This window comes from Glutamicibacter sp. TV12E (assembly GCF_052441935.1).
Classification (GTDB): domain Bacteria; phylum Actinomycetota; class Actinomycetes; order Actinomycetales; family Micrococcaceae; genus Glutamicibacter.
In genome coordinates this window covers 951,106-975,116 of record NZ_JBQVVF010000001.1, presented here as the reverse complement: position 1 = coordinate 975,116, position 24,011 = coordinate 951,106, and the positions used below count along the sequence as shown (strand labels likewise).

At 59.6% G+C, this 24,011-nt stretch carries 22 protein-coding genes; 13 read left to right on the top strand and 9 right to left on the bottom strand.

The annotated features are described in order from the left end of the window. The first annotated feature begins 294 nt into the window (after positions 1 to 294). Genes ACT7DV_RS04420 through ACT7DV_RS04410 form a run of 3 tightly spaced genes read left to right on the top strand, consistent with a single transcriptional unit; the run spans position 295 to position 3,074 of the window. Positions 295 to 1,533, top strand: a complete 1,239-nt coding sequence (locus ACT7DV_RS04420) for an ammonium transporter (protein WP_444661063.1) — start codon at positions 295 to 297, stop codon at positions 1,531 to 1,533. Positions 1,534 to 1,557: 24 nt separating this feature from the next. Further along, on the top strand, positions 1,558 to 1,905 hold the full coding sequence (locus ACT7DV_RS04415) for a P-II family nitrogen regulator (protein WP_444661062.1): 348 nt from the start codon (positions 1,558 to 1,560) through the stop codon (positions 1,903 to 1,905). 38 nt (positions 1,906 to 1,943) lie between these two features. Further along, entirely contained in the window at positions 1,944 to 3,074 is a 1,131-nt protein-coding gene (locus ACT7DV_RS04410) for a tyramine oxidase subunit B (protein WP_444661061.1), read from the top strand. 440 nt (positions 3,075 to 3,514) lie between these two features. Here ACT7DV_RS04410 and ACT7DV_RS04405 read toward each other — a convergent pair whose 3' ends face one another. Next, positions 3,515 to 4,765, bottom strand: a complete 1,251-nt coding sequence (locus ACT7DV_RS04405) for an allantoate amidohydrolase (protein ID WP_444661060.1) — start codon at positions 4,763 to 4,765, stop codon at positions 3,515 to 3,517. Positions 4,766 to 4,787: 22 nt separating this feature from the next. Continuing rightward, the gene (locus tag ACT7DV_RS04400; RefSeq protein WP_444661059.1) at positions 4,788 to 5,954 is read right to left on the bottom strand and encodes an FAD-dependent oxidoreductase; all 1,167 of its coding nucleotides are present in this window, start codon (positions 5,952 to 5,954) and stop codon (positions 4,788 to 4,790) included. Positions 5,955 to 6,071: 117 nt separating this feature from the next. On the opposite strand from ACT7DV_RS04400, the gene ACT7DV_RS04395 reads away from it, so the two are divergent. From ACT7DV_RS04395 to ACT7DV_RS04385, 3 genes are all read left to right on the top strand, one after another. Beyond that, the gene (locus ACT7DV_RS04395) at positions 6,072 to 6,953 is read left to right on the top strand and encodes a LysR family transcriptional regulator (RefSeq protein WP_444661058.1); all 882 of its coding nucleotides are present in this window, start codon (positions 6,072 to 6,074) and stop codon (positions 6,951 to 6,953) included. 66 nt (positions 6,954 to 7,019) lie between these two features. Further along, complete coding sequence (locus ACT7DV_RS04390) at positions 7,020 to 7,589, top strand: TetR/AcrR family transcriptional regulator (protein WP_444661057.1); 570 nt, start codon at positions 7,020 to 7,022, stop codon at positions 7,587 to 7,589. Further along, positions 7,586 to 8,587 carry a DMT family transporter gene (locus ACT7DV_RS04385; RefSeq protein ID WP_444661056.1) on the top strand — a complete coding sequence of 334 codons (1,002 nt, stop codon included), beginning with the start codon at positions 7,586 to 7,588 and terminating at the stop codon, positions 8,585 to 8,587. The genes ACT7DV_RS04390 and ACT7DV_RS04385 overlap by 4 nt, the downstream gene beginning before the upstream one ends. On the opposite strand, the gene ACT7DV_RS04380 is transcribed toward ACT7DV_RS04385, so the two are convergent. Genes ACT7DV_RS04380 through xylA form a run of 3 tightly spaced genes read right to left on the bottom strand, consistent with a single transcriptional unit; the run spans position 8,508 to position 12,439 of the window. Next, positions 8,508 to 9,776, bottom strand: coding sequence for an FAD-binding protein (locus ACT7DV_RS04380; protein ID WP_444661055.1), 1,269 nt, complete (start codon positions 9,774 to 9,776; stop codon positions 8,508 to 8,510). The two genes, ACT7DV_RS04385 and ACT7DV_RS04380, sit on opposite strands and share 80 nt — an antisense overlap. 9 nt (positions 9,777 to 9,785) lie before the next feature. After that, positions 9,786 to 11,213: a xylulokinase gene (xylB, locus tag ACT7DV_RS04375; protein ID WP_444661054.1), complete on the bottom strand. Its 1,428-nt coding sequence runs from the start codon at positions 11,211 to 11,213 to the stop codon at positions 9,786 to 9,788. Between the two features lie 38 nt (positions 11,214 to 11,251). Further along, positions 11,252 to 12,439 (bottom strand): xylose isomerase, encoded by a 1,188-nt coding sequence (xylA, locus tag ACT7DV_RS04370; RefSeq protein WP_444661053.1) that lies wholly within the window; start codon positions 12,437 to 12,439, stop codon positions 11,252 to 11,254. 132 nt (positions 12,440 to 12,571) lie between these two features. Here xylA and ACT7DV_RS04365 point away from each other — a divergent pair, with 132 nt between their 5' ends. Beyond that, positions 12,572 to 13,807 carry an ROK family transcriptional regulator gene (locus ACT7DV_RS04365; RefSeq protein ID WP_444661052.1) on the top strand — a complete coding sequence of 412 codons (1,236 nt, stop codon included), beginning with the start codon at positions 12,572 to 12,574 and terminating at the stop codon, positions 13,805 to 13,807. Here the strand turns inward: ACT7DV_RS04365 and ACT7DV_RS04360 are convergent. Beyond that, positions 13,804 to 14,586 carry a MerR family transcriptional regulator gene (locus ACT7DV_RS04360; RefSeq protein WP_444661051.1) on the bottom strand — a complete coding sequence of 261 codons (783 nt, stop codon included), beginning with the start codon at positions 14,584 to 14,586 and terminating at the stop codon, positions 13,804 to 13,806. The genes ACT7DV_RS04365 and ACT7DV_RS04360 overlap by 4 nt on opposite strands. A 186-nt stretch (positions 14,587 to 14,772) precedes the next feature. Here ACT7DV_RS04360 and ACT7DV_RS04355 point away from each other — a divergent pair, with 186 nt between their 5' ends. Both ACT7DV_RS04355 and ACT7DV_RS04350 read left to right on the top strand, forming a co-directional pair. After that, the gene (locus ACT7DV_RS04355) at positions 14,773 to 15,426 is read left to right on the top strand and encodes a Pr6Pr family membrane protein (RefSeq protein WP_444661050.1); all 654 of its coding nucleotides are present in this window, start codon (positions 14,773 to 14,775) and stop codon (positions 15,424 to 15,426) included. A 154-nt stretch (positions 15,427 to 15,580) separates the two neighbouring features. Then, positions 15,581 to 16,870, top strand: coding sequence for an adenylosuccinate synthase (locus ACT7DV_RS04350; protein ID WP_444661049.1), 1,290 nt, complete (start codon positions 15,581 to 15,583; stop codon positions 16,868 to 16,870). 296 nt (positions 16,871 to 17,166) lie between these two features. Here ACT7DV_RS04350 and ACT7DV_RS04345 read toward each other — a convergent pair whose 3' ends face one another. Then, entirely contained in the window at positions 17,167 to 17,370 is a 204-nt protein-coding gene (locus tag ACT7DV_RS04345) for a hypothetical protein (RefSeq protein WP_444612545.1), read from the bottom strand. A 459-nt stretch (positions 17,371 to 17,829) separates the two neighbouring features. Here ACT7DV_RS04345 and ACT7DV_RS04340 point away from each other — a divergent pair, with 459 nt between their 5' ends. Beyond that, positions 17,830 to 18,501 carry a hypothetical protein gene (locus tag ACT7DV_RS04340; RefSeq protein WP_257745800.1) on the top strand — a complete coding sequence of 224 codons (672 nt, stop codon included), beginning with the start codon at positions 17,830 to 17,832 and terminating at the stop codon, positions 18,499 to 18,501. 37 nt (positions 18,502 to 18,538) lie between these two features. On the opposite strand, the gene ACT7DV_RS04335 is transcribed toward ACT7DV_RS04340, so the two are convergent. Next, the gene (locus ACT7DV_RS04335) at positions 18,539 to 18,799 is read right to left on the bottom strand and encodes a hypothetical protein (protein WP_257745801.1); all 261 of its coding nucleotides are present in this window, start codon (positions 18,797 to 18,799) and stop codon (positions 18,539 to 18,541) included. A gap of 545 nt (positions 18,800 to 19,344) precedes the next feature. Between ACT7DV_RS04335 and ACT7DV_RS04330 the strand changes: the two genes are divergently transcribed. After that, a complete protein-coding gene (locus ACT7DV_RS04330; RefSeq protein ID WP_444661048.1) occupies positions 19,345 to 19,881 on the top strand; it encodes an NUDIX hydrolase in 537 nt (178 codons plus the stop codon). Then, complete coding sequence (locus ACT7DV_RS04325) at positions 19,794 to 20,324, top strand: LOG family protein (protein WP_444664778.1); 531 nt, start codon at positions 19,794 to 19,796, stop codon at positions 20,322 to 20,324. Before ACT7DV_RS04330 ends, ACT7DV_RS04325 begins: the two co-directional genes overlap by 88 nt. A 92-nt stretch (positions 20,325 to 20,416) precedes the next feature. Here ACT7DV_RS04325 and ACT7DV_RS04320 read toward each other — a convergent pair whose 3' ends face one another. Then, the gene (locus tag ACT7DV_RS04320; protein ID WP_444661047.1) at positions 20,417 to 21,946 is read right to left on the bottom strand and encodes a sodium:solute symporter; all 1,530 of its coding nucleotides are present in this window, start codon (positions 21,944 to 21,946) and stop codon (positions 20,417 to 20,419) included. Positions 21,947 to 22,301: 355 nt separating this feature from the next. Between ACT7DV_RS04320 and ACT7DV_RS04315 the strand changes: the two genes are divergently transcribed. Beyond that, on the top strand, positions 22,302 to 23,957 hold the full coding sequence (locus ACT7DV_RS04315; protein WP_444661046.1) for a thiamine pyrophosphate-dependent enzyme: 1,656 nt from the start codon (positions 22,302 to 22,304) through the stop codon (positions 23,955 to 23,957). Positions 23,958 to 24,011: the final 54 nt, after the last annotated feature.

Sequence of the window (24,011 nt, the reverse complement as noted above, 5' to 3'; positions counted from 1 at the left end):
GTAGTGGAATCGCGGATGTTTCCTGCATGTTTCCCCAAGTTCATCTATAGCGACTGGCTAATAAAGCCATGTCGACCGCTAATAATTGCCTACCAGAATATCTTCGGGGTGCCCGTCAACCTACAAGAAGTCCGCTGATGACCGGCCTTTTACAAAGAATTCACACGGTCGATATTTGGGCTGTGAAACGAAACATTATGTTGCTTGCTGGAAACGGATTCGAAAGCGAAGCGGAATGTTGCATCGATAGTTTGAAATTGCTCGCAAACTCAAACTTCGAAAGGGGCGCCCATCATGGAAGCCGCTGACATGGCATGGCTCTTGGCGGCATTCGCCATGGTCCTGCTGATGTTCCCAGGACTGGCAATGCTGTACGGTGGCATGCTCAACGGACGCAACGTCCTGAACATGATGCTGATGGTGCTCAGTGCATTGGCGGTGACCGGCGTTGTCTACGTGGTTATCGGCCATGGACTGGTTCTCGGTGATTCGCTCGGGGGCGCAGGAATCATCGGCAATCCGTTCGACTACACCTTCTTCTCCGACTTCATGTCCGACGACGAGGCGGGCGGCACCTTCTGGGGTGCGTTCTACATCCTCTTCGCCGCAATCTCCGTGGCGCTGGTAGCTTCCGGTGCTGCCGGGCGCATGAAATTCGGTGCATGGCTGGTCTTCGTGGCCCTGTGGATCATTTTAGTCTACTGCCCGCTGGGACACTGGGTCTTTGCTCTTGATAATCCCGAGACCGGCGCCGTCGGCGGCTGGCTGCGCAACAAGCTGGGCTTCCACGACTTTGCCGGTGGCACCGCGGTGCACATGAATGCCGGTGCTGCGGGTCTGGCACTGGCCGTGGTCTTGGGTAAGCGAAAAATGCACCCGGGACGTCCGCATAACCTGCCGCTCATGATGATCGGCGTGGGCTTGCTTGCTACTGGCTGGATGGGGTTCAACGGCGGCACCGCCGGCGGGGCGAATTTCATGGCCCAATACGTAATCCTCACCACTTTGCTGGCCCTGTGCGGTGGCATGCTGGGGTTCATCACGATCGAGCGTGTTCGTGATGGGCATGCCACCATGCTGGGTTTGGGTACCGGAGCTATTGCCGGAATGGTCGGCATCACCCCGGTGGCCGACGTGGTGGGTCCCATTGGCGCACTGATGGTCGGTTTCCTCGCCGCAGCAGCTGCCGCGTGGGCCATCACCTGGAAGCGTCGTCACCAGATTGATGACTCGCTGGATGTTTTTGCGGTGCATGGCATCGCCGGTATCACCGGTTCGCTGTTCGCGACCTTCTTCGCCAATCCAAAAGCGCCGGGCGAAATGGCTGGCATCTTCTTCGGTGGCCACTTCGCCGAGTTGGGCCACGAGCTGATCGCGATTGCCGCCACCTTGGTTTACAGCTTCGCCATGACCTTTGCCATTGCCTGGGTGATGAACAAGATTTCCCCAATCCGCGTCAGCGAGGCGGAAGAAGAGGCTGGCTTGGACAATTCCATCCATGCCGAATCCGCCTACGACAGCCGTCAGCTCTAGCCGCCTGCATAGAAAGGCTCTGCCATGAAACTTATCACCGCAGTTATCAAGCCCATCAGGCTTGAATCCATCTGTTCCGAATTGGAGAAGGCCGGCTTCTCGGGAGTGACCGCAACCGAAGTCCAGGGCCGGGGCGTCCAGGGCGGGCGCACCGAGTACTACCGAGGCCAAGAATTCTCAGTGAAGTTCCGGACAAAGATCCGCCTGGAGCTGCTGGTTGCAGAATCGGATTTGGAACGCGCCCTGGACATTATTGTCAGCGCTGCAAAAACCGGTGAAAACGGCGAAATCGGAGATGGCAAGGTCTGGGTTTCTTCGCTTGAACAGATCATCCGCGTTCGAACCGGCGAGACCGGCGAAGCAGCCATTTGAGCATTGATCGATTAGGAAATCCCGCAAAGGAGCACTACATGACTACTATCAACTTCCGCTACCTCAGCGAACAGGACATGATCGCAGCAGGAGTCACGGACATCACCCGTTGCACGGACGTGATGGAAGAAGCGCTGATCCTGTTGCGCAATGGGGACTACCGGATGGCCGGCGAGAACGGAAACTCGCACGGAGCGATGATCACCTTCCCGCAGCACCCGGTCCATGAAGGCATGCCAAGCGATGGCCCTGACCGCCGTTTCATGGCCATGCCGGCCTATCTCGGTGGACGATTCGGGACCACGGGCGTGAAGTGGTATGGCTCGAACACTGCGAACCGGGACAAGGGCCAGCCTCGGTCCATTCACCTGTTCACCCTTAACGACACCGACACCGGCGCCCCGATGGCAGTAATGAGCGCAAACCTGCTCAGTGCCTACCGCACCGGAGCCGTACCGGGGGTTGGCGTGAAGCACCTGGCCAAGCAGGAAGCCAAGGTTGCTGCCGTAGTTGGCCCAGGGGTCATTGCCAAGTCCGTCATTGACGCGACCCTGTCGCTGCGTCCGAGCATCGACACCGTGACCGTCAAGGGCCGTTCGGCCGCTGGCGTGGAGACCTTTGCGCAGTACATTCGTGACAATTTCCCGCAGGTGAAGTCGATTGTGGCCGCTGACACCGTTGAGGAAGCGATCAAGGATGCGGATGTCATTATGGCGACCACCAGCACCGACATCAAGGGATCCGAGGCGTTCCCCTACTTCCCAACCGCAGCCATCAAGCCCGGAGCCCTCTTGCTGCTGCCCGCGGCTGCACGTTTTGATGATGACTTTGTCATCAACGAGGCTCGACTCATCCTCGATGCCCGCGGCCTGTACGATGCGTGGGCTGAGGAGTACGGCACCCAGGCCTATCAGCTGCTGGGCATTCCCGGCACTCACTTCCACGATTTGATGCGTGAGGGCAAGCTGCCCGAATCCAAGCTGGAAGAGATTGCGGACGTTGCTACCGGCAAGATCCCGGCTCGCCGCAATGATGAAGAAATCATCCTCTACTCGGTGGGCGGCATGCCGATTGAAGATGTGGCATGGGCTACCGATTTGTACCAGTCGGCCGAGGAGAAGAACATTGGCCAGGTCCTGAACCTGTGGGACGCCCCGGCCCTCGCCTAGAGTTTTAGGTCCGGCTTGCCGGACCTGGATAAACGCAGATCCCCGGAAAGCGGAGTGTGGCCGCTTTCCGGGGATTTGCCATGTCCGGAGTAGATTGCGTGGGCGTTTCCAACAGATTCTGGGCTTGAGGCAGGAGCAGGAATCGTCAGTGGAATTTGGGAGAGCGATTGAGTGCCTGCGGACAAGAATGCTTGCTAGAAAGCTAGAAAGCTAGAAAGCTAGAAAGCTAGAAAGCTAGAAAGGCTTGTCGGCTATCACTCTCTATCAGTGCCGGGTTGCATCGAGTGCAGCGTTGCATGGAACGACTATTCTCTTGCGATAGGCATGAGCAATGTTCTGGGAAGTGCGCCTCTGAATCCCAGGTAGCAAGCACCATCCGTTTCAAAACACGCAAAAGCGCAGCACCGGTATCCGGCACTGCGCTTTTGGCTGCGGAGCGGCTAAGACAGCAAAGACGACAAGGCGTCGGCCAGAGCTGCCGCACCGAGTTCAGCATCAGCGTCTTCCACGTATTCTTCGGGGGAGTGGGAGATGCCGTTGGGATTGCGGACAAAGATCATGGCACTCGGTACGTGTCCGGCCAGTACTCCGGCGTCATGTCCCGCACCGGTATCCAGCACCGGAGCTTTGGGGAGCGCCAGGGCTAGTTTCCCTGAAAGCCCTGCATCAAAAGTTACCGTCGGGCTCAACGACTCCTGGGAAAATTCCAACGTACACCCCTCTTCGGCGGCAATGATCCGCGCTGATTCGTGAATCTCTTGAACTACGCCGGCGGTCACCGCATCATCTGGATGCCGCACGTCCAGCCAGTAGTCCACGCGCGAGGCGATGACGTTGGTTCCGCCTGGCACCGGCTGCAGCCGGCCCACGGTAGCTCGTGCGTTATCGCGCGAGCGGGCAATATGCTGCACCGCGGCAATGCTCCGGGCGGCGGCCACCATCGGGTCCTTGCGGTCGGACATGAGCGTTGTTCCGGCGTGGTTGCCTTGGCCGAGCATGCTCAGCTTCCAGCGGCCGTGGCCGAGGATGGATCCGCCGATGGCTACCGGATGATCGAGGTCTGCCAGGCCGATTCCCTGTTCCACATGCAGCTCGACGAAGACGCCAATCTGTCCCAAGAGGCGGCGGTCCGGGCCGATGAAGCGTAGATCAAGGCCATTTCTGGTAGCAATATCGGCAAAACTGTTGCCGTCGGGGTCCTTCAGGTTCAGTGCCTTGTCCCGGTCGATGGCTCCGGTGAGCAGGCGCGAACCCAGGCAAGCCACGCCAAAGCGGGAGCCTTCTTCTTCCGGGAAGACCACGATGGCCATGGCTCGGGTGCGCACAAGATTGCGTGACTGCATCAGGTCAAAGGCAATTAATGCGCTTGCTACACCTAACGGTCCGTCAAAGGGTCCGCCGCCGGGAACCGAATCAAGGTGGCTACCGGTGACTACAGCGTTGGTGCGGATGCTGGTCGGCAAATCCCACCATGCCCATAGTGCACCGTTGCCGTCTTCCTCAACGCTCAGCTGCCGTCGAGTGGCTTGCTCGATGAACCAGGTGCGCAAATCAATTTCAGCACTGGAATACACTGGGCGGGAGTAGCCGCCTCGCAGCTGGTCTTGGCCGGTTTCAGCGATGCCGGCCATGAGCTCGGCGACCGTCGTCGTGGGCAGGTCTAGCGGGATATTGAACAAGGGATTCTCCAAAAGGGGCTTTCTGCTCGGTCTTCTAGGCCATGGCCTTGGCGTGGGATGCCAGGCGGAAAAGCTCGGGGGTTTCGCGCGCCCCGGTGGCGAGGTCCGCCGCTAGTTCGCCGAGCAGTGGACCGAACTTGGCACCATGCCCCGAGCACGGGGAGAGGATGGTGATGCCATCAACTTCATCCATGATGAAATCCTCAGTGGGGGTTGCGCTGAAGATGCAGGTGGTCTCCGCGTAGGGCGTGGGTTCCAATCCGGGAAGGTACTTTTTCACGTACTCGATCACGTGTTCGCGGTTGGCCGGATCGATCTGGCCGTTCTGCTGGCTGGCGGTGTCCATGCGGTGCCCGGCCATGTACTCTGCGACCTTTTGGCCGCGGAAGCTTGCGTCGCGTCCACCGGGCAGGCCGTAGGACTTGAAAGCAGGATCCTTATGGATGTAGGTGGGCCACGCCAGGCGGGCCTCGGGATCCTGGTCACGATAGGGGAAGTGGTAGGCGTTCTCTTGATAGATGTCCATCGTGGGGATGCTGCGCAGGAAGCCGGAGGGCAATGGCAGATTGCCGAGCAATTCTGGTAGCCAGCCACCTGCGGTGACAATGATCTTGGAAGCGAGATAGGTGCGGCCGTCGCTGGAGGTGAGTTTGTATCCATTAGCTGTTGCCTTTACTGAGGCGACGGGCCATTGGGTTTCAACCTTGGCTCCATGGATCTTTGCCTGTGCGACCATCGCTTGGACGGAGCGTTCGGAATCCAACACCCCGGCCCCTGGGTGCCAGAGAACCTCGGTATCGAAGTTGATTCCGTTAAAGCGGTTGCGCGCCTCAGCGGCCGAGAGCAGTTCATGCTCCACGCCGGAGTTTGCGAGAATCTCGGCGAGGTGCCGGGGGTTGCGCAAAGGGCCGTAGTCGACGGAGCCATACGGGGCGATCAGCTGGCTGCCGCTGGCTTCTTCCAGCTCGTTCCAGGCGGTACGGGCGCGGACAACAAGATCCGTGTAGAACTGGTCGGGGTAGGCGTAGCGGAAAATTCGTGCGGAGCCATGCGAACTGGCATCGGCTGCCGCTGGAACCGTGCGTTCAAGCAATGCGACTTCGTAGCCTCGCTGAGCTAGTCGCCAGGCTGTTGAAGAGCCGGCCAGACCTGCCCCAATTACGACGTATTCTGCGGAGGGGGACTGGGACGAGGTGCTCATGGCTTGCTCCTGATCTGGGCATCTTTGTTGTTCTACCTCTAGTAACTCACGCGAATTATTAGGTAGTCCAATACTATTTTCCTAGACATTATTAGTTTTTGTGCAAAAATAGACTGCATGGAACTGCGCCACCTCCACTACTTCCTCGTTGTTGCAGAACATTTGCATTTCGGCCGCGCCGCCGAAGAACTCCGCATGTCCCAGCCACCCCTGACGGTGGCTGTGAAAAAGCTGGAGCAAGAGCTGGGGGTCCAGCTTTTTGATCGAACTACCCGCAGCGTGAGCCTTGCCCCGGCCGGGCGAATGTACCTGGATCGGATCAAGCCGCTGCTGTCCGACCTGGACAAGGCCAACCGGGAACTCACGGAAGCCGGGCTGGGGCTGCGCGGGCGGCTCAATGTTGGATTTGTCAGCTCGGCGAGCTATGCCACCATGCCCTCAGCACTGCGCAGGTTCCGTGAGCTGCGTCCGAATGTGGAGCTGGTGCTGAACCCGCTGACTACGGACGAGCAGATAGAAAAGTTGCTGGAGGGCAGTCTCGACCTTGGGATTCTGCGTGACCCAACGCGAGTGCCCGGTATCGAACTGCGGGAAATCCATTCGGAGCCGCTGGTGGTGGCGCTTCCTGCAGGGCATCGCCTGGGCAGCGAGGATCAGATCGACGCTAGCGAGTTAGCGGACGAAGACTTTGTCCTGTTTCCCTACAAGTACATGAGCGGCTTCTATTCCCTGGTGCACTCATTATTTGATGGGCATACTCCCCCTCGAATTGTGGAACGGGCGATCCACCAGGAGACCATCCTCGGACTGGTTGCTGCCGGGCTGGGAGTCTCAATCCTGCCAGCATCGGTTTCGCGCTTCCAGATGCCCGAAGTCTCATTCCATCCTTTGTCGGGCGAGCCGAAGACGCGGCTCTATGCAGGCACGGGCGTTGAAAATCCTGCAGCCACGGCTTTCCAGGAGTGCTTGGTTGAAGCTGATATCGAGGGCGGGCAGTAGCTAGACCGATCGGTATAAGTTGGCTACTCTCTTAAAGTAGACAGAACGGTCTACTTTGGAGCTTTCATGTCACCTCGCATCGCTGTCCGCACCAAGCTTCTCGACGCGGCCGCCCAGCTTTTTTATGCCGACGGGATATCTGCCACCGGAATCGATGCGGTGATCGCCAAGGCCGGTGTAGCCAAGATGAGCCTCTACAACAACTTCGAGTCAAAAACCAGATTGGTTCTCGCTTATCTTCAAGCCCGTCACCAGGAATGGCTGGAGCTCTATCAAAGGCGCCTGGAAAAGGCGAGTGCTGGAGCCGGTGGAGTGCTCGCCGTTGTAGACGCCTACATTGACCATGCGGAAGCCGGGTATGAGCACGGTTTCCGCGGCTGTGGCCTGCTTAATGCCGCCGCTGAACTGCCGGCCGGAGATCCGGGTCGTGCGATTGTCGCGGCTCACAAGTCCCAGGTGGAACAACTTCTTGCCGGCCACTTGGAAACCCTGACTACGAAAAAACGGGCTGCTCTGCTGGCTGGGCAAATTTCCTTCCTGCTGGAAGGCGCGATATCGCGTGCCGGTTTGGAGGGGAATAGCGCGTTGCTCTTGCGAGCGAGGTCGATGATCAGCGACATGGTTGAAGCACTGTGAACAGGCCGCGCCAAAATGGTGCAGGCGGAGCTATCGGGCTCTTATTGCTGGCCTCCATTTTGTGGGGGACGACCGGCACCGTGGCGGCACAAGCACCAGAGGTTTCGCCACTTGCCATCGGTGCTGCCTCGCTGGGAATTGGCGGGCTGCTGCAGTGCGCAGTGGGAGCACGCCGGGTGTGGGGCGACCGCAGTGCGCTGGTTGATAACAAGGGCCTGGTGATCTTCGGCGGGGTGAACGTCATGATCTATCCGCTGGCCTTCTACAGTTCCATGTCCTTGGGAGGAGTAGCGCTGGGCACTGTGATCTCCTTGGGCACGGCCCCGCTCTTTTCTGGAATTCTTGAACGATTTGCTGACGGTGCACGATTGACGGTGCGCTGGCATGCCGCTGCGGTCCTGGGGATCGCGGGAAGCACCCTGCTTGGGTTCTCGCGGGCCGCGGAAAGCGGGGGCAGTGCCTCTGGCGTGGTGGCAGGGTGCCTGCTCGGGCTTGTCGCCGGCGCCAGTTACGCCTGCTATTCCTGGGCTACCGGACGGTTGCTCCGGACTGGGATTGGCCGTCAGGGTGCCGTGGGTTCGGTCTTCGGGGTCGGAGGCTTGCTGCTGATGCCAGTGCTGCTTTTCTCCGGCGCGCCACTACTGGACAGCGCACATAACCTGATGGTCGCTGCATATCTGGCACTGATTCCGATGTTCCTGGGCTATCTCGCATTTGGCATGGCGCTGGCCAAGGTGCCAGCGAGCACCGCCACTACCGTAACGCTGAGCGAGCCAGCCGTTGCAGCCGCATTGGCCGTCGGATTGCTCTCGGAGCATTTGGGGTTCACGGGCTGGACGGGCATGGCACTGATCGCTGTTGCGCTATTGATCCTGTTGGTGTGGAGCCCGCGGAATGCCGGTCCAACTGTTTCGGTGCCTACACGCCAAAAATATTGCGCTGAAGGAACTCGTTGCGGAATTTGCCGTCAGGATCCAAGCGCCGAGCCAATGCGATGAAGTCGTTGAACTTCGGGTACATTCCACGCAGCTGCCCTGCGGTGGCAGCAAAAAGCTTGCCCCAGTGCGGGCGGGGTGCGTAGGGAGCGAGGGCGGCTTCAACCTGCGGGAGGATGGCCTCGACTGCTTGCTGCTGCGGCTTCCACGTAAAGTGCAGGGCAATGCCATCTCGGCCATAGTTGCCGCTGAGCCATAAATCGTCGGCGGCGACGGTGCGCACCTCGGCCACCAGCAGCAAGGGGGTGAGCGCTGGGGATAGCTGGCGCATCGCGGTCATGGCCGCAACCGCGTACTCGCGCGGGACCAGGTATTCGGTCTGCAGCTCATCACCGGCACTGGGCATGAAGTCCATGCGGAAATGGGAGAGCCGATCGGACCAAGGCCCAGCCGCTCCGAGCTGTTCGCTGCAGATCGCGCCGTCGGCCCCGGGCAGCGGATGCATCGCGGCGGTGGCCGGGAATCCGCCAAACTTGCCCTGATCAATGTCATCGACCAGGCCATCGCCAACACGGCGCTTGAGCCAAGTCTGGCCTACCAGCTCCCCGCTCCAGTCGGTGAACAGGCTGACGCTGTAGGCAGAAGCTTGGAGGCCATCAAAGTTGCCGAGCACCTTGTCCCAGGACAGCTGCTCGTACACGGTCTGCTGGACATCAAAGCTCGGCACAATATCCAAGGTCAGATGGGTCAGCACGCCCAAGGCGCCAAGAGACACCACGTAGCCGTTGAACCCAGGGTCGCCCCGCTTGGCGGATAGCTGCGAGCCGTCGGCCAGCACGAGTTCGACCGCGCTGACTGCTGTCGCCAGATTGCCGTGGGCTTCGCCCGAGCCATGGGTGCCGGTGGATACCGCCCCGGCCACCGAGATATGCGGCAGGGAGGCGAGGTTGTGCAGCGCAAAACCAGCTTGCTCAAGGGCATCAGCCAGCGCGCCATAGGTGGTTCCGCCACTGACGCGCACGCTCATGGCCTGCGCATTGATCTCGATGACTTCAGGCATCCGGCTCAAAGAAATCAAGGTATCGCTGGTATAGGCAATGCCATTAAAGGAATGGCGAGAGCCTAAGACCCGCACCTTGGTTGCTGCGCGGACCTGTTCCTTCAGCTGCTCGACACTGGTGGGGTAAAGCAATTGGCTGGCTCGGTACTCAAGATTTCCGGCCCAGTTAAGTTCCTTGGTCTCTAATTGCATGGCTAATCCTTACTTCTCTAGCCACTGGCTGGAAACCAGCGAACGGTAACGTTCCAAAACATGCGGGGTTGCTTCTGCTGCGGGGACTTCGGCAGAATCCTGGGCCCACTGCGGGAACTGCCCGGCAAGCACGCCTGCGGCCTGGCGAGCGGCACCGTCGGCGACGTATTCGCCCGGTGCCGGAACCACGACCGGCAGGCCCAGCACCTGGGCTGCAATGTGCTGAACCGCACGGGACTGCGCCCCGCCGCCCACCAGGATGATGCGCTGGGCTTCAACCCCTTGGGCTTCCAGCGCCTGCAGGCCGTCGGCCAAAGAGCAGATCACCGCTTCCACCGCGCTGCGGGCCAAGTTCGGTGCGGTGTAATTCGCCCGGGTGATTCCGTGCAGCGAACCGGTGGCATCTGGCAGGTTCGGGGTGCGCTCGCCGTCAAAGTATGGCAGCAGCACCATGCCGTCGCAGCCCGGGGTGGCGGACAGCGCGAGGTCGTTGAACTCTGCCAGGCTCACCTGCAGCAGGTTCGCCGTGGCATCAAAGATTCGGGTGGCGTTCAAGGTGCACACCAGCGGGAGGTAGTTTCCGGTGGCATCGGCAAACCCGGCCACCAGCCCGCTGGCATCTGCGCTGGGTGCATCGGCGACGGCGAAGACCGTGCCGGAGGTGCCCAGCGACATGACCACATCGCCCACGGTAGCGCCAACACCCAAGCCGGCGGCGGCATTATCGCCCGCGCCCGGGCCGATCAGCGCGCCAGATGTGGTGCGGCCAATGGATTCCAGCGGGCCGGCCACGGTGGGAAGAATCGGGGCGTGCCCCAGATGCTGCTCCAGCGCTTCGAGGTCATATGCGTTCTCGGAGGCGCGGTAGTAGCCGGTGCCTGAAGCGTCCGAACGATCGGTGCGCAGCGCTGCCAAGCCTTCTGCGCCGCTGCCCGGGCCATAGCCGGCCAGACGCCAGGACAGCCAGTCGTGGGGCAGGCAGATGGCCGCGACCTTGGCGGCGTTTTCCGGTTCATGGTCCTTGAGCCAGCGCAGCTTGGCCAGGGTGATCGAGGAGACCGGCAGGGTGCCCGTGCGCCCGGCCCAGTAGGCAGCGCCGGCCTCGCTGTCACCCTCGCCAGCCTCGGCGATGATCTGGGCGGCCGCCTGCGCGCTGCGGGTATCGTTCCACAGCAGCGCAGGCCGGATCACGGCACCGGTGGCATCCAGCACCACCATGCCGTGCTGTTGCCCGCCCACCGAGATCGCGGCCACATCATCCAAGCCACCGGCCTGGGCGATCGCTTCTTGCAGGGCGATGAACCAGGACTCCGGGTCCACTTCGGTGCCATCCGGGTGGCTGGCACGTCCGGAGCGGACCAGGGCTCCGGTGCCGCCGTCGCGGATGACAACCTTGCAGGACTGGGTGGAGGAGTCGATGCCGGCGACAAGCGTCATTGGATGTGGCTGCTTTCTGCGGTGGGTTCTGACAGGGTCTAGCGGGAGCCGAGCAGGTGCTCGATGGCCAGCTGGTTCAGGCGGATGAAGGCGAAGTTGCGCTGCGCTGCGGCCTCGGCGTCAAAGCCTGCGAAGCTCGACGCATCGCTCATCAGATCCGTTGCGCTTTCCCCGGCGCCCAGGGTGGATTCTCCCAGTTCGAAGACGCCGGAGGTCTTCATGGCTTCCTGGACTTCCGGGTCTGCACGGAAGGCCAGCGCGCGCTCCTTGAGCAGCAGGTACATGGACATGTTGGCCTTGGCCGAGTCCCAGACGCCGTCGTAGCCATCGGTGCGCGATGGCTTGTAGTCGAAGTGGCGCGGCCCGGTGTACTTCGGCCCGCCGTTGGGGAAGCCGTTCTCCAGCAGGTCGACGGTGAAGAAGGCGCTGGTCAGGTCGCCGTGGCCGAAGACCAGGTCCTGGTCGTACTTGATGCCGCGCTGGCCGTTGAGGTCGATGTGGAACAGCTTCTCGGCCCACAGCGCCTGGGCGATGCCGTGGGTGTAATTCAGCCCGGCCATCTGCTCGTGGCCGGTTTCCGGATTCAGGCCGACGATGTCGCCGTGCTCCAGCTGCTCGATGAAGGCCAGGCCGTGGCCGACGGTGGGCAGGAAGATGTCGCCGCGTGGTTCATTCGGCTTTGGCTCCAGCGCGATGCGCAGGTTGTAGCCCTTGTCCTTGATGTAGCCCGCCGCGGTGTCCACCCCTTCTCGCATGCGATCCAGGGCGGCAGCCAGGTCCTTGGAGCCATCGTATTCGCTGCCTTCGCGCCCGCCCCACATGACGAAGGTTTCGGCACCCATCTGCGCAGCCAGATCGATGTTGTGCAGCACCTTGGCCAGGGCGAAGCGGCGGATCGAGCGGTCGTTGGAGGTGAAGCCGCCGTCTTTGAAGACCGGGTGGCTGAACAGGTTGGTGGTCACCATCGGGACCTTCAGGCCGGTGTCCTTCAGCGCCTGGTTGAAGTCGCCAAGGATCTTTTCGCGTTCTGCCTCGGTGGCGTCGAAGGGAATCAGGTCATTGTCGTGGAAGGTGATGCCGTAGGCGCCGAGCTCGGCGAGCTTGTGGACGGCTTCTACCGGGTCCAGGTTCTTGCGGGTGGCGACGCCGAAGGGATCGGCGCCGGTCCATCCCACGGTCCAGAGGCCGAAGGTGAAATGGTCTGCAGGGGTCGGGGCAACGCTCATCGAGATACATCCTTGGATCGCAGGGCTGGCCTAAGCCATTTAGTTTATGGCTTGAACTATATGGGCGGTGATGCGCTAGAGTCAATAGCGAACTCTGCAAATGCGTTCCAGGAATTTCGACAAGGAGAAAGCATGCGCCAGCCAGCCCCTGCCGCCCGAGCCGCCACATCCTCGGCCCCGGGCACCGTCGGGGACGTGCGCAAAGCCAACCTGTCCAGGGTGTTGTCCGTGATTGCAGCCGCGGGGGATGACCAGCGGTTATCACGCGCTGATATCGCTCAACTCAGCCAGTTGACCAAGGCCTCGGTCTCCAGCCTGGTCGCGGACTTGCTGGCCGCTGGGCTGGTCATCGAAATCGGCGTGCACCGCGATGGGGAACGCGGACGGCCTTCGGTGGGCCTGGTGCTGAATCCCGCGCGCTGCGTGATGGGCATGGAAATCAACGTCGACTACATTGCCGCCGGACTCGTTGACCTCAACGGCAAACTGCTGGCGCACGAAATCCTGCCGCGCACCAATCATCGCTCTGCTGCCAGTGAGGTGCTCGATGCTCTGGGAGAACTGAGCCAGGGCCTACAAGGCGCTGCCCGGGCCCAGGGCCTGATGATTCTTGGCGGCGGATTGGCTGTTCCGGGCCTGGTCAACGAGGAGCAGCTCACAGTTCTCCAAGCTCCGAACCTTGGCTGGGAGGGGCAAGAACTCGATGTTTCAGCGTTGCTGCCCGAACCCAAAACCAGCTTCCGGCTCTTCAACGAAGCCAACGCCTCGGCGCTGGCCCAACAGCATTTGATGGATGCCCAGGAACGCGACTTTCTCTTTGTCTCCGGGGAAGTGGGCATCGGCGGCGGCTTGATTATCGACGGTGAACTATTTGTCGGGCCCCAGGGCCACGCAGGCGAGCTCGGCCATGTGGTGATCGCCCCCGGCGGCAAGGCCTGCAGCTGCGGAGGACGCGGATGCCTGGAAACCGTGGCCGGACAGGAAGCCATTTTGGCCGCCGCCAACCTCGGTTCCGCAACAGATAAAATTTCGCGGCAGGAGCGGATGAGCCAGCTCTGCCAAGCGCTGGAAACCGGAACTGAACCGGCAGTGGGCGCCGTAGCCGAGGCCGGAAAATCCTTGGGAATTGCCGTGGCCTCGGCGATGCGCCTATACAGCGTTTCGGCGGTAGTCTTTGGCGGGCACTTTGCCGCCCTGGAGCAGTGGTTGCGTCCTGCCATGGAAGCCAGCCTGAAAGTTCACGCACCGAGCATTGCCGGCCAAGCCCGGTTGCTGTGCTCGCCGCTGGGCCAAACCGGTGCGCTGGCCGGGGCCGCGCGCAGCGTGGTGGGGGACCTGCTGGAGGCTCCGCACCTGCTGGTGGACTAAGGGGTGCCGACCGGCTGCTGAAGTTCGGTCACCCAATCCGCCTGGTCTTCTGATACGGCACGCACGTAGACTTCGCGGCACGGACCGGCAGGTACCAATCCACGGGCGAGGACTTCTTCGTGCACGGCCTGCCAGCTTTCATGGATGGTGTCCATTGAGCCAAGGTGCACTCCGCAGATGGCTTCGGGCACCGCAGGAAGCTCGACGATCTCGACATCGGCCAGGCTTTGGGCGCTGGTGGCGTATCCGGCAATGACCTCCACTCCATCCTCGGTGCCGTTGTATTGCGCAATGGGCGTGGCAAGGCTTTGGCCCTGAATGGACTGCGCGATTCTGTCGAAAAGCGGGCCGATGCGACCGGCGATTTCAGGCTGCTCGGCCACCGTGAAGCGGCCGGCCGCCAAACGCACCGCGGGCAGCGGCTTGTGGATGATTTCAATGCGCGACATGAGGTTCTCCTTGGAAATCAGTTGCAGACGCCGCTGCACATCGGCCAAGCGCTGCGTGGCCAGCTGGTGCTCGGCCTCGACCTGCGCCTGGCGAATGTGCAAAAGTTCGGCTATTTTCCCTACGGTGGCTCCTTGGTCCATGATCAAAGAAATTTCTTGGAGTCCAAATCCCAAATCACGCAGTGCAACAATCTGATGCAAGCGTTGAAGCTGGGAGGGGTCGTAGGAGCGATAGCCGCTCAACGGGTCCACATGGGCGGGTCTGAGCAAACCGGCAGTATCCCAGTGCCGCAACATGCGGTGGGTAACCTGGCCAATCTGGGCAAACATCCCGATGGATAACATTCTTCAGTTCTCCGCCCTCACACTGTGTCAGAGTCAAGTCCCGGCTTGAAACTATTGTTGCACTGTGAGCGGTGACTGAGGTGGCAACGCCGGAAGGCGGGCTGCGGAAAATAATTGCAGTTCACAATCAGGCCATTGAATGTCTTATTCCATCGAGGATAGTCTTCGAAGATGAAAACCACGCAAGCCATCGTGCCCTATTTCAATCTTGCGCGGATACTCTGGGCGCTGGTTACCTTGGCGGCGATCGTGGCAACCTACTCGGACACCGCTTCGCGGGGGCCGGTGCAGCCCATGAATTTTTTTGGATATTTCACCATACAGTCCAAAGCACTATTGGTTGCAGTGTGGATTGTTGCCGGGACAGCTGGACTGGTGAAAGCGGAACGGGTGCCTAGATGGGTTGTTGGCTTGCGGGCACTCGTCTGCGTGTGCATGGCCGTAGTGGGGCTGATTTACCTCACCTTATTGGCGCCGCTGGGAGCAGCCGGTGGCGTCCCGCTTCCGTGGGCCAACTGGGTTATGCATATTCTCGGGCCGCTGGTCATCCTGGGAGATTGGCTACTGTCCAAGGACCGCGTGGTCTTGCCGTACACTGCTGTATTCTTGATCCTCATTTACCCGATGCTGTGGACCGGGGTCGTTCTGGTGCGCGGTGCCACAGATGGATGGGTTCCCTATCCATTCCTCAATCCAGAGCAGGGGTACGGCGTGATCAGCCTGTACGTGGTAGCCATCGCGGCGGTTTTCGCGGGAATCGCGGTTTTTGTGGTCGCGTACGGACGTCGCAGGCGACATCGTGACGTGCAACTCGAGATTCGCTAATCGTTTCGGTAAACTTTGGTCGTAAGAGCCCCTAACTCTTGCAACGAACCTTTGGGTTCAGTGAGCAGGACAGGGGCATATTTTTTGCCCGGCACCGTGCCGGGACGGCGCTAAGCACGCCGTAACCACTGCTTTTTGCAAGGGGGAGGATCCCATGCCAGCAATCGTGATCGTCGGAGCCCAATGGGGCGATGAAGGTAAAGGAAAAGCTACCGACCTGCTCGGTGGCAAGGTTGACTACGTAGTGAAGCCAAACGGCGGCAACAACGCCGGGCACACTGTGGTCGTCGGCGGCGAGAAGTACGAGCTCAAGCTCCTTCCTGCCGGCATCCTTTCACCCAACGCCACTCCGATTATCGGCAACGGCTGCGTGGTGAACCTTGAAGCCCTCTTCGAAGAAATCGACGGCCTGGAATCGCGTGGCGCCGACACCTCGAAGCTGCGCGTCTCGGCCAACGCGCACCTGGTGGCCCCGTACCACCAGACCATGGACAAGGTCACCGAACGCTTCCTGGGCAAGCGTGCCATCGGCACCACCGGACGCGGCATCGGCCCGGCCTACATGGATAAGGTTGGACGCCTCGGCATCCGCGTGCAGGACGTCTTCGACGAGTCCATCCTGCGCCAGAAGGTCGAAGGCGCACTGCGCCAGAAGAACGAACTGCTGGTCAAGATCTACAACCGCCGCAGCGTCGAGGTCGAGGAAATCGTCTCGTACTTCCTGTCCTACGCTGAGCGCCTGCGCCCGCTGGTCATCGACTCCACCTACGAGCTGAACAAGGCTCTGGATGAGGACAAGGTCGTGCTGATGGAAGGCGGCCAGGCCACCTTCCTGGACGTGGACCACGGCACCTACCCGTTCGTGACTTCTTCGAATCCAACCGCTGGCGGTGCGTCGGTGGGCTCGGGCATCGGCCCGACCCGCATCACCCGCTCCATCGGCATCATCAAGGCCTACACCACCCGCGTGGGTGCCGGTCCGTTCCCGACCGAGCTCTTCGATGACATGGGCATCTACCTGCAGAAGACCGGCGGAGAATTCGGCGTGAATACCGGCCGCCCACGCCGTTGCGGTTGGTACGACGCTGTTCTGGCTCGCCATGCTTCGCGCGTGAACGGCTTCACCGACTACTTCGTGACCAAGCTGGATGTGCTCACAAATATCGAGCAGATCCCAGTGTGCGTGGCCTATGACGTCGACGGCGTCCGCCACGATGAAATGCCAATGACGCAGACCGACTTCCACCATGCGAAGCCGATCTTCGAGTACTTCCCTGGCTGGACCGAGGACATCTCTGGTGCGCAGACCATGGAAGATCTTCCGGAGAACGCCCGGAACTACATCCTGGCTCTGGAGAAGATCTCCGGCACCCGGATCTCCGCCATCGGCGTGGGCCCGGACCGCGATCAGACCATCGTGCGCCACGATCTGATCCAGGACTAGTTCCTAGACATTAGGGAGCTATCGCAGTTCATTCATTGAATGAACTGTGATAGCTCCTTTTTCGTGCGCTCGAACCTAGGACGTGCACAACCAGCATGTGGATGGATCACGGAGAAACCCGAATGCCGGAACAGATTATTTGTCAGCGGGCATTGCCGTGCAAGAGGCGGGCAGATCCTGGCAGTCGGCAAACCAGATACGGCATCATTCATGTTCTAGAGTGGCGGTCTCAATCAGACGAGTCTCTTATTGATGCCAGCGTGCGCGAAGTGAGCGAGGAACTGAGGTTCAGCTCCCTATTCGCTATGCACTTGGCGGGTGAGCCGGTCGATGCGTTTTCTGGTGTCATTGGCAACGTCGAGGATCATGGGGGTGAACCAGCCTTCTGCGTGCGACTGCTCGATGAGCGCCGGGAGCGCATCCAGCAGCGCTTCCAGAGTGGTACGAATCTGTCTGGCGGCAATTTTCGGAGGCGCACCCCAAGAAGCTGCTTCATCCATCAGACGCCTTCCGTTGACGTCGTCGATATGCGCACCGGCGTTACCCCTGAAAGGAGTGTAATGCACTGATTTTTGAACTTTAGTCGGCTGATGGCCTTAATGCGAGGAATCTTGTGCATTGGTACACGGTGGCGATTGATGCCCAGAAGTTTGGTCTTTAACCGTTGTGTGCCACTCAAGTCCAAGAGGCAGCAGGCATGCAACAAATATCACGCAGGGTGAAGACCTTGAACCAAGTGTCATTGCGTTTGAGAATTGCATTCGGTGGTGGACGCGCACGATCATTGATTTCGAATACCTAGTCCAACGGTCTATATAATTGATGAGCTACTCGGATGCTAATAATTACGTTCTGATATGTGATGTTACTTCAGGCGTTTGGAAATAATGCTGCTCAGATATAGCGTGTTTCGTGACATCAGGTGATGTAATTGGCGGTAGATCTGACTAGAGATTCGAATGCAATTCAAAAAAATCAACGTTGCGCTATCCGTGTGCGCAATTCTCATTGTCAGCACGATTGTGGGTCAACCCGCGGGGGCTACCATTACAGAATTTAGTACGAATGAACGTCAAATTCTCGGAGAAGCGCAGGCGGATGAACTATATGTCGTTGGCCCAAGCGGCGATAGATTCTATCCGGACCGCCTGTCGGCGTCGTTGAAATTTGTCGGCACTCCAGCGAATTACTGGTCACCATGTGGAATTTTCGACAAGAATAACAAGATGGTCCGGAAATTTAACCGTCAAGCAATCAAAGGGCTTTCCGGGAAAACGGGTAACTTACGTTGCGGGTGGCATAAAAACGCAAAAGGAAGCACGAAAGCAACGGGCGTAGGCTTTCGGCACATTAAAGCTGGTCACATGAGCCAGTGGGAGAATCAGGCCGTTTTCCTCCGTGCCAACTGGCGTGAAATGGCGGACTGGGCTACGAACGAGGCTCTGAATCACTCTTGTAAGAAGGGATACTTTAAGTCTCAAGGCAAGGCCAAGTATGTTGCTCCATATCAGATTCGCGATAGCCGGGATCGGGTCATCAGGAGGTTTGCAGTCTATGTAGTGGTTGGCGCAAAGGATCAGAATGTAATCACTAGTTACCCGAGGGATGGTCGCTACTCGTGCAGCCTATAATTTTCAATCTAGCCTGACTGTATTGCGTCTTATTGATTTATTGCAGAGTTTCGATTTCGTACGAATTTCCGCGAATTAGTCCGCGTTTTCCGGAGAAATTATAAAGGGCGCCCAATATTAGGTCGTCTTGTGGGGCATAGGGAACGTCGTGGTCGGCAAGGCGCCATTCGATGACTGCCAAATGGTCTTCGTGTGCAGCGGGGAGTTCTATGTAAATACCCCAAGGGCTCAAACTCGCTTTAATGCCAGGCTGATCGTTCAGGAAATCGACCAGCAATTGCCGCTTATGTGTAATCATGCAAGATAGCCTAGCCCAGATTCATCAGGTGAGCTCCGTCGTGAGTCGCAGTTTGATAATCATATTTGCTAGAGTCCTAGTCGCCTTCTGATTATTAGGACAAGTGATAAAACCACCAGCGCCAGGTGCTCGGTGCTAGGTTCCACGCACCCGGAAGACAAGGTAGTTTTCCAAAAACATTCGTACAGGTACTGTCCATTCAGAGGGCAAGGACAAGGGGTCGCGATCCCTGAAACGACGAACTTAATATCCGTCCTGCAGCTGTCGCGTGAAACAGTAATTTTCGGGCCCTCTAAGGGGTCGACAACTTTCCACCTGGGCGGATGCAATAATCTTCCCCGCCAGCGAAACATTTGATAGCCCGCTCATTCCTCCAAGACTGTCGGTTCTGTCTCTCGGCAAAGGACTTAGCTGCGCATTCAGAACCCATCGCCCAAATAAACCTTTCAATCCGTTTCTCAGAAAAGCCCTAGGAATGAATTGCGCCTGTCATATGTATCAAAGCGGGCGCGACCAGCACATGGACGGAACAAGAAGGAAACGGAATGCCAGCACAGATCACTGTCAGCGCCGTCATTATCAGAAACGTTGTGGGACAGGTTCTGACCGTTCGCAAACGAGGAACAACATTATTCATGTTCCCGGGTGGCAAGCCGGAACTGGGGGAGTCGCCTATCGATGCGGCAGTGCGGGAAGTGAGCGAAGAGCTGGGAGTGAACCTGGATCCAGCTTTGCTGCGTCTGGTCGGAACCTTCACGGCCCCGGCAGCCAATGAAGAGGGCAAAGCGTTCAAGCCACCGTATTTGAACATCGTTTGGTTCCCATTGGTGAACCTCTGGCTGAGATCGAGCAGCTGCGGTGGATTGACCCATCAGCAGAACTACGTGAGCTTGCTCCTTTGCTCAATGACGTGGTCTTCCCTGTTTTGCTCGCTGAGCCGCGAAAGATTCAGAGGCTGGCAGTTTTCACCGGCTCAGCTTCAGGCGCATCACCTATTTATGAGCAGGCGGCAGAAAACTTCGCCCGCACTGTTGCCTCTTCAGGTCGAGCCATCGTGTATGGCGGTGGACGCGTGGGTTTGATGGGAACAATCGCTGACGCGGCGAGAGCGGCCGGAGGAGAAGTTTTCGGAGTTATGCCGCAGGTCCTGGTTGATGGCGAACTGGCGCATCCAGGGATAACGAGCCTGGAAGTTGTTCCGAATATGCATGCGCGAAAGCACCGCATGTCGGAGCTGGCTGATGGTTTTGTTGCTCTCCCAGGCGGTGCGGGAACGCTGGAAGAGCTCTTTGAAGTTTGGACTTGGCAGCAGCTGGGGATCCACGCGAAACCAGTAGCACTCCTGGATGTTGACGGATTCTGGCAGCCGCTGCTGAACATGCTGGACCACATGACTGATCAGGGATTCTTGGCCCCGCAGTTCCGCGACTCACTGGTGGTGGCCAGTGAGCCGGAAGCGCTTTTGGATGCCCTGTCTTTGTGGGAGGCGCCGGCAGCAAAATGGGGCGCCGGTTCCAAGAACTAAGGATGGGGAACACAACGGGCCCTGTGCTCGGCGGGTTGCGCCGCTTAGCACAGGGCCCGAATTTACGAGTCCGACTCGGTAGTTCCGGCGGACTACAGCGTAGGCTCTTGTGCCGCTGCGTTGACCGGAGCGTCCTGGATCTTGCCAGCAACGCGCAGATTCCAGTGCTCAATCACCTGTCGGTCTGTCGACTTGGTCAGTAGCGATACAACAATGAATGCCACCGCCGAAGCTATGAGTCCGTAGTAGATCGGCTCATTGGCATAGACGCCGTCGAACTTGTTCTCGGCCTGGATTTCCAGGATGATCATCGTGCCGAGCGTGACCAGCGAGCCGGCGGCCATGGAGGCAGTAGCCCCGACGCCATTGCCGCGCTTCCACAGCAGGCCACCGATAATGGCCACCAGCAAGCCGCCCACCAGAATGTCGTAGGCGATGGTCAATGCTGCAACCACGTCGTCCACCAGGATCGCCAAGGCCACGGTGACCAGCCCCAGCACCATCACCCAGATGCGGTTGGCCCGGACATCGTGCTCGGGGTTCTCATCCGAATTGACCTGGATCTGCTTGCCGAACCAGCTGGCAACGAATGGGGTCACGTCGGTGCGGGCCACCGTTGCGGCGGCAATCAGCGCGCCTGAAGCGGTGGACATCATGGCGGCCACGGCTGCGGCCATGACCAGGCCGCCCACGGCAACTGGAAGCAGCTGCGTGGCGACTTCTGCGTAGACGACGTCCTTGTTCTCTGCCGCACCGGTGATGTTCGGCAGCGCCACCTTCGCGGCCATGCCGATCAATGCGCCGGCGGCGCCGTAGAAGACGCAGTAGATGCCGGCGGTCATGCCGCCCCAGCGGGCCACTTTTGGAGTCTTCGCGGTGAAGACGCGCTGCCAGATGTCCTGGCCGATGAGCAGACCCAGGGTGTAGACCACAAAGTAGGTGATGATCGACTGCAGGCCCATGCCGTTGATGTCGAAGAACTCGGCGCCCACGCGCTCGCGGATGCCATCCAGGCCGCCGGCGGCGTTCAGCGAGAATGGCAGCATCAGTGCGAAGATGCCGATGGTCTTGATGACGAACTGCACCTGGTCCGCCAGGGTGATGGACCACATGCCGCCGATGGTCGAATACACCACGACGATCGCGCCGCCAATGGCGATAGCAACCCACTTCTCCCAGCCGAAGAGCACAACAAAGATGGTGGCGTAGGCGCTGGTGGAGGTTGCGCAAAGCATCAGCGTATAGGCCAGCATCACGATGCCGGAGGTATTGGTTGCTGCCGCGCTGCCGTAGCGCAGGTTCAGCATCTGGGAGACGGTGAAGACCTTCAGCTTCTGCAAGGTCGGTGCGAAGGCCAGCGAAAGCAGGATGACGCCTGCGCCAATGGCCACCACGAGCCACATGCCGGAGATCCCGTGCTTGTAGCCCAGCCCGACGCCGCCCACGGTGGATGCGCCACCGAGCACCACCGCCGCCATGGTTCCTGTGTAGAGGAAAGGGCCGAGTCGACGGCCTGCGACCAGATAATCGCTGCTGTTTTTGGTGCGGGACTTGCCCCACCATCCGAAAGCGAGCATGGCCGCGAGATATAGCGCGACAATGGCCCCATTGATGAATTCCATGGACTTCCCCGATGCGAGTGAGAATGCTTACCGTAGGTAAACTTTTATTTCTCAATAGGCTACTTGTGTGAGCTACGACAGGTCAATGGCCGGCAGCTTTATGACTGTGAAATGGCTCGCCCCGCAGAGTGATGAACGTTACTGCTCCATTGATCGAAAAAATCTAGACAATTTGCCCAGGAATATGCATTGTGGCATGCATGGTGTCATAGTCGCGTAGCAATAGGCATTCACGGTGCGCAATCGGGTGTTCTTTAGTACTGTTTCTCGACGACGCAACGTTGCATCACCGGCTTTAGCGCCCCCAATTTCCGTTGCGTCCAACTATTGCTCGCAACCAGAAAGACGCCTGAAGATGAGTGAAAATGCTCAAGGTCTGACAAAGAAGTCAGCCGGACATGTCATTGTCGATACGCTTGCCGCACACGGCGTTGAACGAGCCTACGTCGTCCCGGGCGAAAGCTACCTGGACGTCCTCGACGGACTGCACGACTCATCCATCGAGACCGTCGTTTGCCGCCACGAAGGCGGAGCGACCTATATGGCCGAGGCCGAAGGGAAAATGCATCAGCGCCCCGGCATCGCGATGGTGACCCGTGGGCCAGGTGCCGCCAACGCGCACGTTGGCCTGCACACCGCATGGCAGGACTCCACTCCGCTGGTGCTCTTTGTTGGCCTGATTCCCTTCGAGCACCGCGAAAAAGAAGCCTTCCAGGAGTTTGACCCGAAGGCGTGGTTTGGCACCGGAGCCAAGCGCGTGATGATCCTGGACCACGCGGACCGCGCCAGCGAAGTCGTGGCCGAGGCGATGTTCGCGGCCATGTCCGGACGTCCGGGTCCGGTGGTGGTCGGACTTCCAGAAGACGTGATCCGCAACGAGATTTCTGCCGAGCTGCACCCGGAAATTCCTGTCGCCACCGGCGGCATGACCGTGACTGACTGGAAGTCGCTGAACAATGCCTTGCAGGAAGCGGATAAGCCACTGTTTATTTTTGGCGGCAACGACTGGTCCCAGCAGGGTGCTGCCGATTTCACCCGCTGGCTCGAAGAACACGATCTTCCTGCCGCTGCCGAATGGCGTTGCGAAGGAACCGTTCCGTTCAACTCTCCTTCCTACGTTGGGCCCATCGGCTACGGGCGTCCCAAGCCAACCTACGATCTCCTGGAAGAAACAGATCTGCTGATCTTCGTCGGTACCGTGCCCGGGGACGTCATTACCGACGGCTTTAACGTCCGCCAAAACTGGGAGAAGAAAAACTTCCTGGTGACCATCGACCCGTCCTTGCGCGGACGCTCCGGTCCGGTCTCGCACCAGATCGTCGCCAAGCCGGATGTCTTCGTCCGCGACCTTCTGCTCATGGACTTGCCGGTGAAGGATTCCTGGAAGGAATGGACCTCGCGGATGCGTGGCGAGCAGGAGAAATTCGCCGCGCTGCCAACCCCGGTGCCTGCGGACGGACCGGCAAAAATGGCGACCTTGATGTCGAATCTGGTCAGCGCACTGCCCGAAGATGCGATGGTCACCTTCGGCGCCGGTGAGCATACCAACTGGGCGCACCGCTACTTCCCGACCAACGGCTATGCCTCGATGCTCTCGGCACGCAACGGCTCCATGGGCTACTCGATCCCATCGGCCGTGGCAGCATCCCTGAATTACCCGGGGCGCCGCGTCGTGACCATTGCGGGTGACGGCGAATTCCTGATGAACGGCCAAGAGCTGGCCACGGCAACCCAATATGGGGCAACGCCGCTGGTGATCATCATGGACAACCAGCAATACGGCACCATCCGCACCCACCAGGAGCGTCAGTATCCGGAGCGAATTTCCGGCACGCAACTGCAGAATCCTGACTTCGCATTGATGGCCCAGTCCTTTGGCGGTTTTGGAGTCCGCGTAGAGAAGGATGCTGAGATCCCGGCAGCGCTGGAAGCAGCGGTGGAGGCAATCGAGGAGAACGGGACTTTCGCCTTGATCCACTTGATCGTGGAACAAGGGGTCAAAGCCTACTAGGCTGCACTTCGGCGCGGATGCTCCGGGTCGGTTCCGTGGCGAGGCTCTAAGCGG

Coding starts and splice junctions, on each gene's coding strand:
- ACT7DV_RS04420 (WP_444661063.1), top strand. CDS start 295: ATGGAAGCCGCTGACATGGCATGGCTCTTGGCGGCATTCGCCATGGTC.
- ACT7DV_RS04415 (WP_444661062.1), top strand. CDS start 1,558: ATGAAACTTATCACCGCAGTTATCAAGCCCATCAGGCTTGAATCCATC.
- ACT7DV_RS04410 (WP_444661061.1), top strand. CDS start 1,944: ATGACTACTATCAACTTCCGCTACCTCAGCGAACAGGACATGATCGCA.
- ACT7DV_RS04400 (WP_444661059.1), bottom strand. CDS start 5,954: ATGAGCACCTCGTCCCAGTCCCCCTCCGCAGAATACGTCGTAATTGGG.
- ACT7DV_RS04395 (WP_444661058.1), top strand. CDS start 6,072: ATGGAACTGCGCCACCTCCACTACTTCCTCGTTGTTGCAGAACATTTG.
- ACT7DV_RS04390 (WP_444661057.1), top strand. CDS start 7,020: ATGTCACCTCGCATCGCTGTCCGCACCAAGCTTCTCGACGCGGCCGCC.
- ACT7DV_RS04380 (WP_444661055.1), bottom strand. CDS start 9,776: ATGCAATTAGAGACCAAGGAACTTAACTGGGCCGGAAATCTTGAGTAC.
- xylB (WP_444661054.1), bottom strand. CDS start 11,213: ATGACGCTTGTCGCCGGCATCGACTCCTCCACCCAGTCCTGCAAGGTT.
- xylA (WP_444661053.1), bottom strand. CDS start 12,439: ATGAGCGTTGCCCCGACCCCTGCAGACCATTTCACCTTCGGCCTCTGG.
- ACT7DV_RS04365 (WP_444661052.1), top strand. CDS start 12,572: ATGCGCCAGCCAGCCCCTGCCGCCCGAGCCGCCACATCCTCGGCCCCG.
- ACT7DV_RS04360 (WP_444661051.1), bottom strand. CDS start 14,586: ATGTTTGCCCAGATTGGCCAGGTTACCCACCGCATGTTGCGGCACTGG.
- ACT7DV_RS04355 (WP_444661050.1), top strand. CDS start 14,773: ATGAAAACCACGCAAGCCATCGTGCCCTATTTCAATCTTGCGCGGATA.
- ACT7DV_RS04350 (WP_444661049.1), top strand. CDS start 15,581: ATGCCAGCAATCGTGATCGTCGGAGCCCAATGGGGCGATGAAGGTAAA.
- ACT7DV_RS04345 (WP_444612545.1), bottom strand. CDS start 17,370: ATGGATGAAGCAGCTTCTTGGGGTGCGCCTCCGAAAATTGCCGCCAGA.
- ACT7DV_RS04340 (WP_257745800.1), top strand. CDS start 17,830: ATGCAATTCAAAAAAATCAACGTTGCGCTATCCGTGTGCGCAATTCTC.
- ACT7DV_RS04335 (WP_257745801.1), bottom strand. CDS start 18,799: ATGATTACACATAAGCGGCAATTGCTGGTCGATTTCCTGAACGATCAG.
- ACT7DV_RS04330 (WP_444661048.1), top strand. CDS start 19,345: ATGCCAGCACAGATCACTGTCAGCGCCGTCATTATCAGAAACGTTGTG.
- ACT7DV_RS04320 (WP_444661047.1), bottom strand. CDS start 21,946: ATGGAATTCATCAATGGGGCCATTGTCGCGCTATATCTCGCGGCCATG.
- ACT7DV_RS04315 (WP_444661046.1), top strand. CDS start 22,302: ATGAGTGAAAATGCTCAAGGTCTGACAAAGAAGTCAGCCGGACATGTC.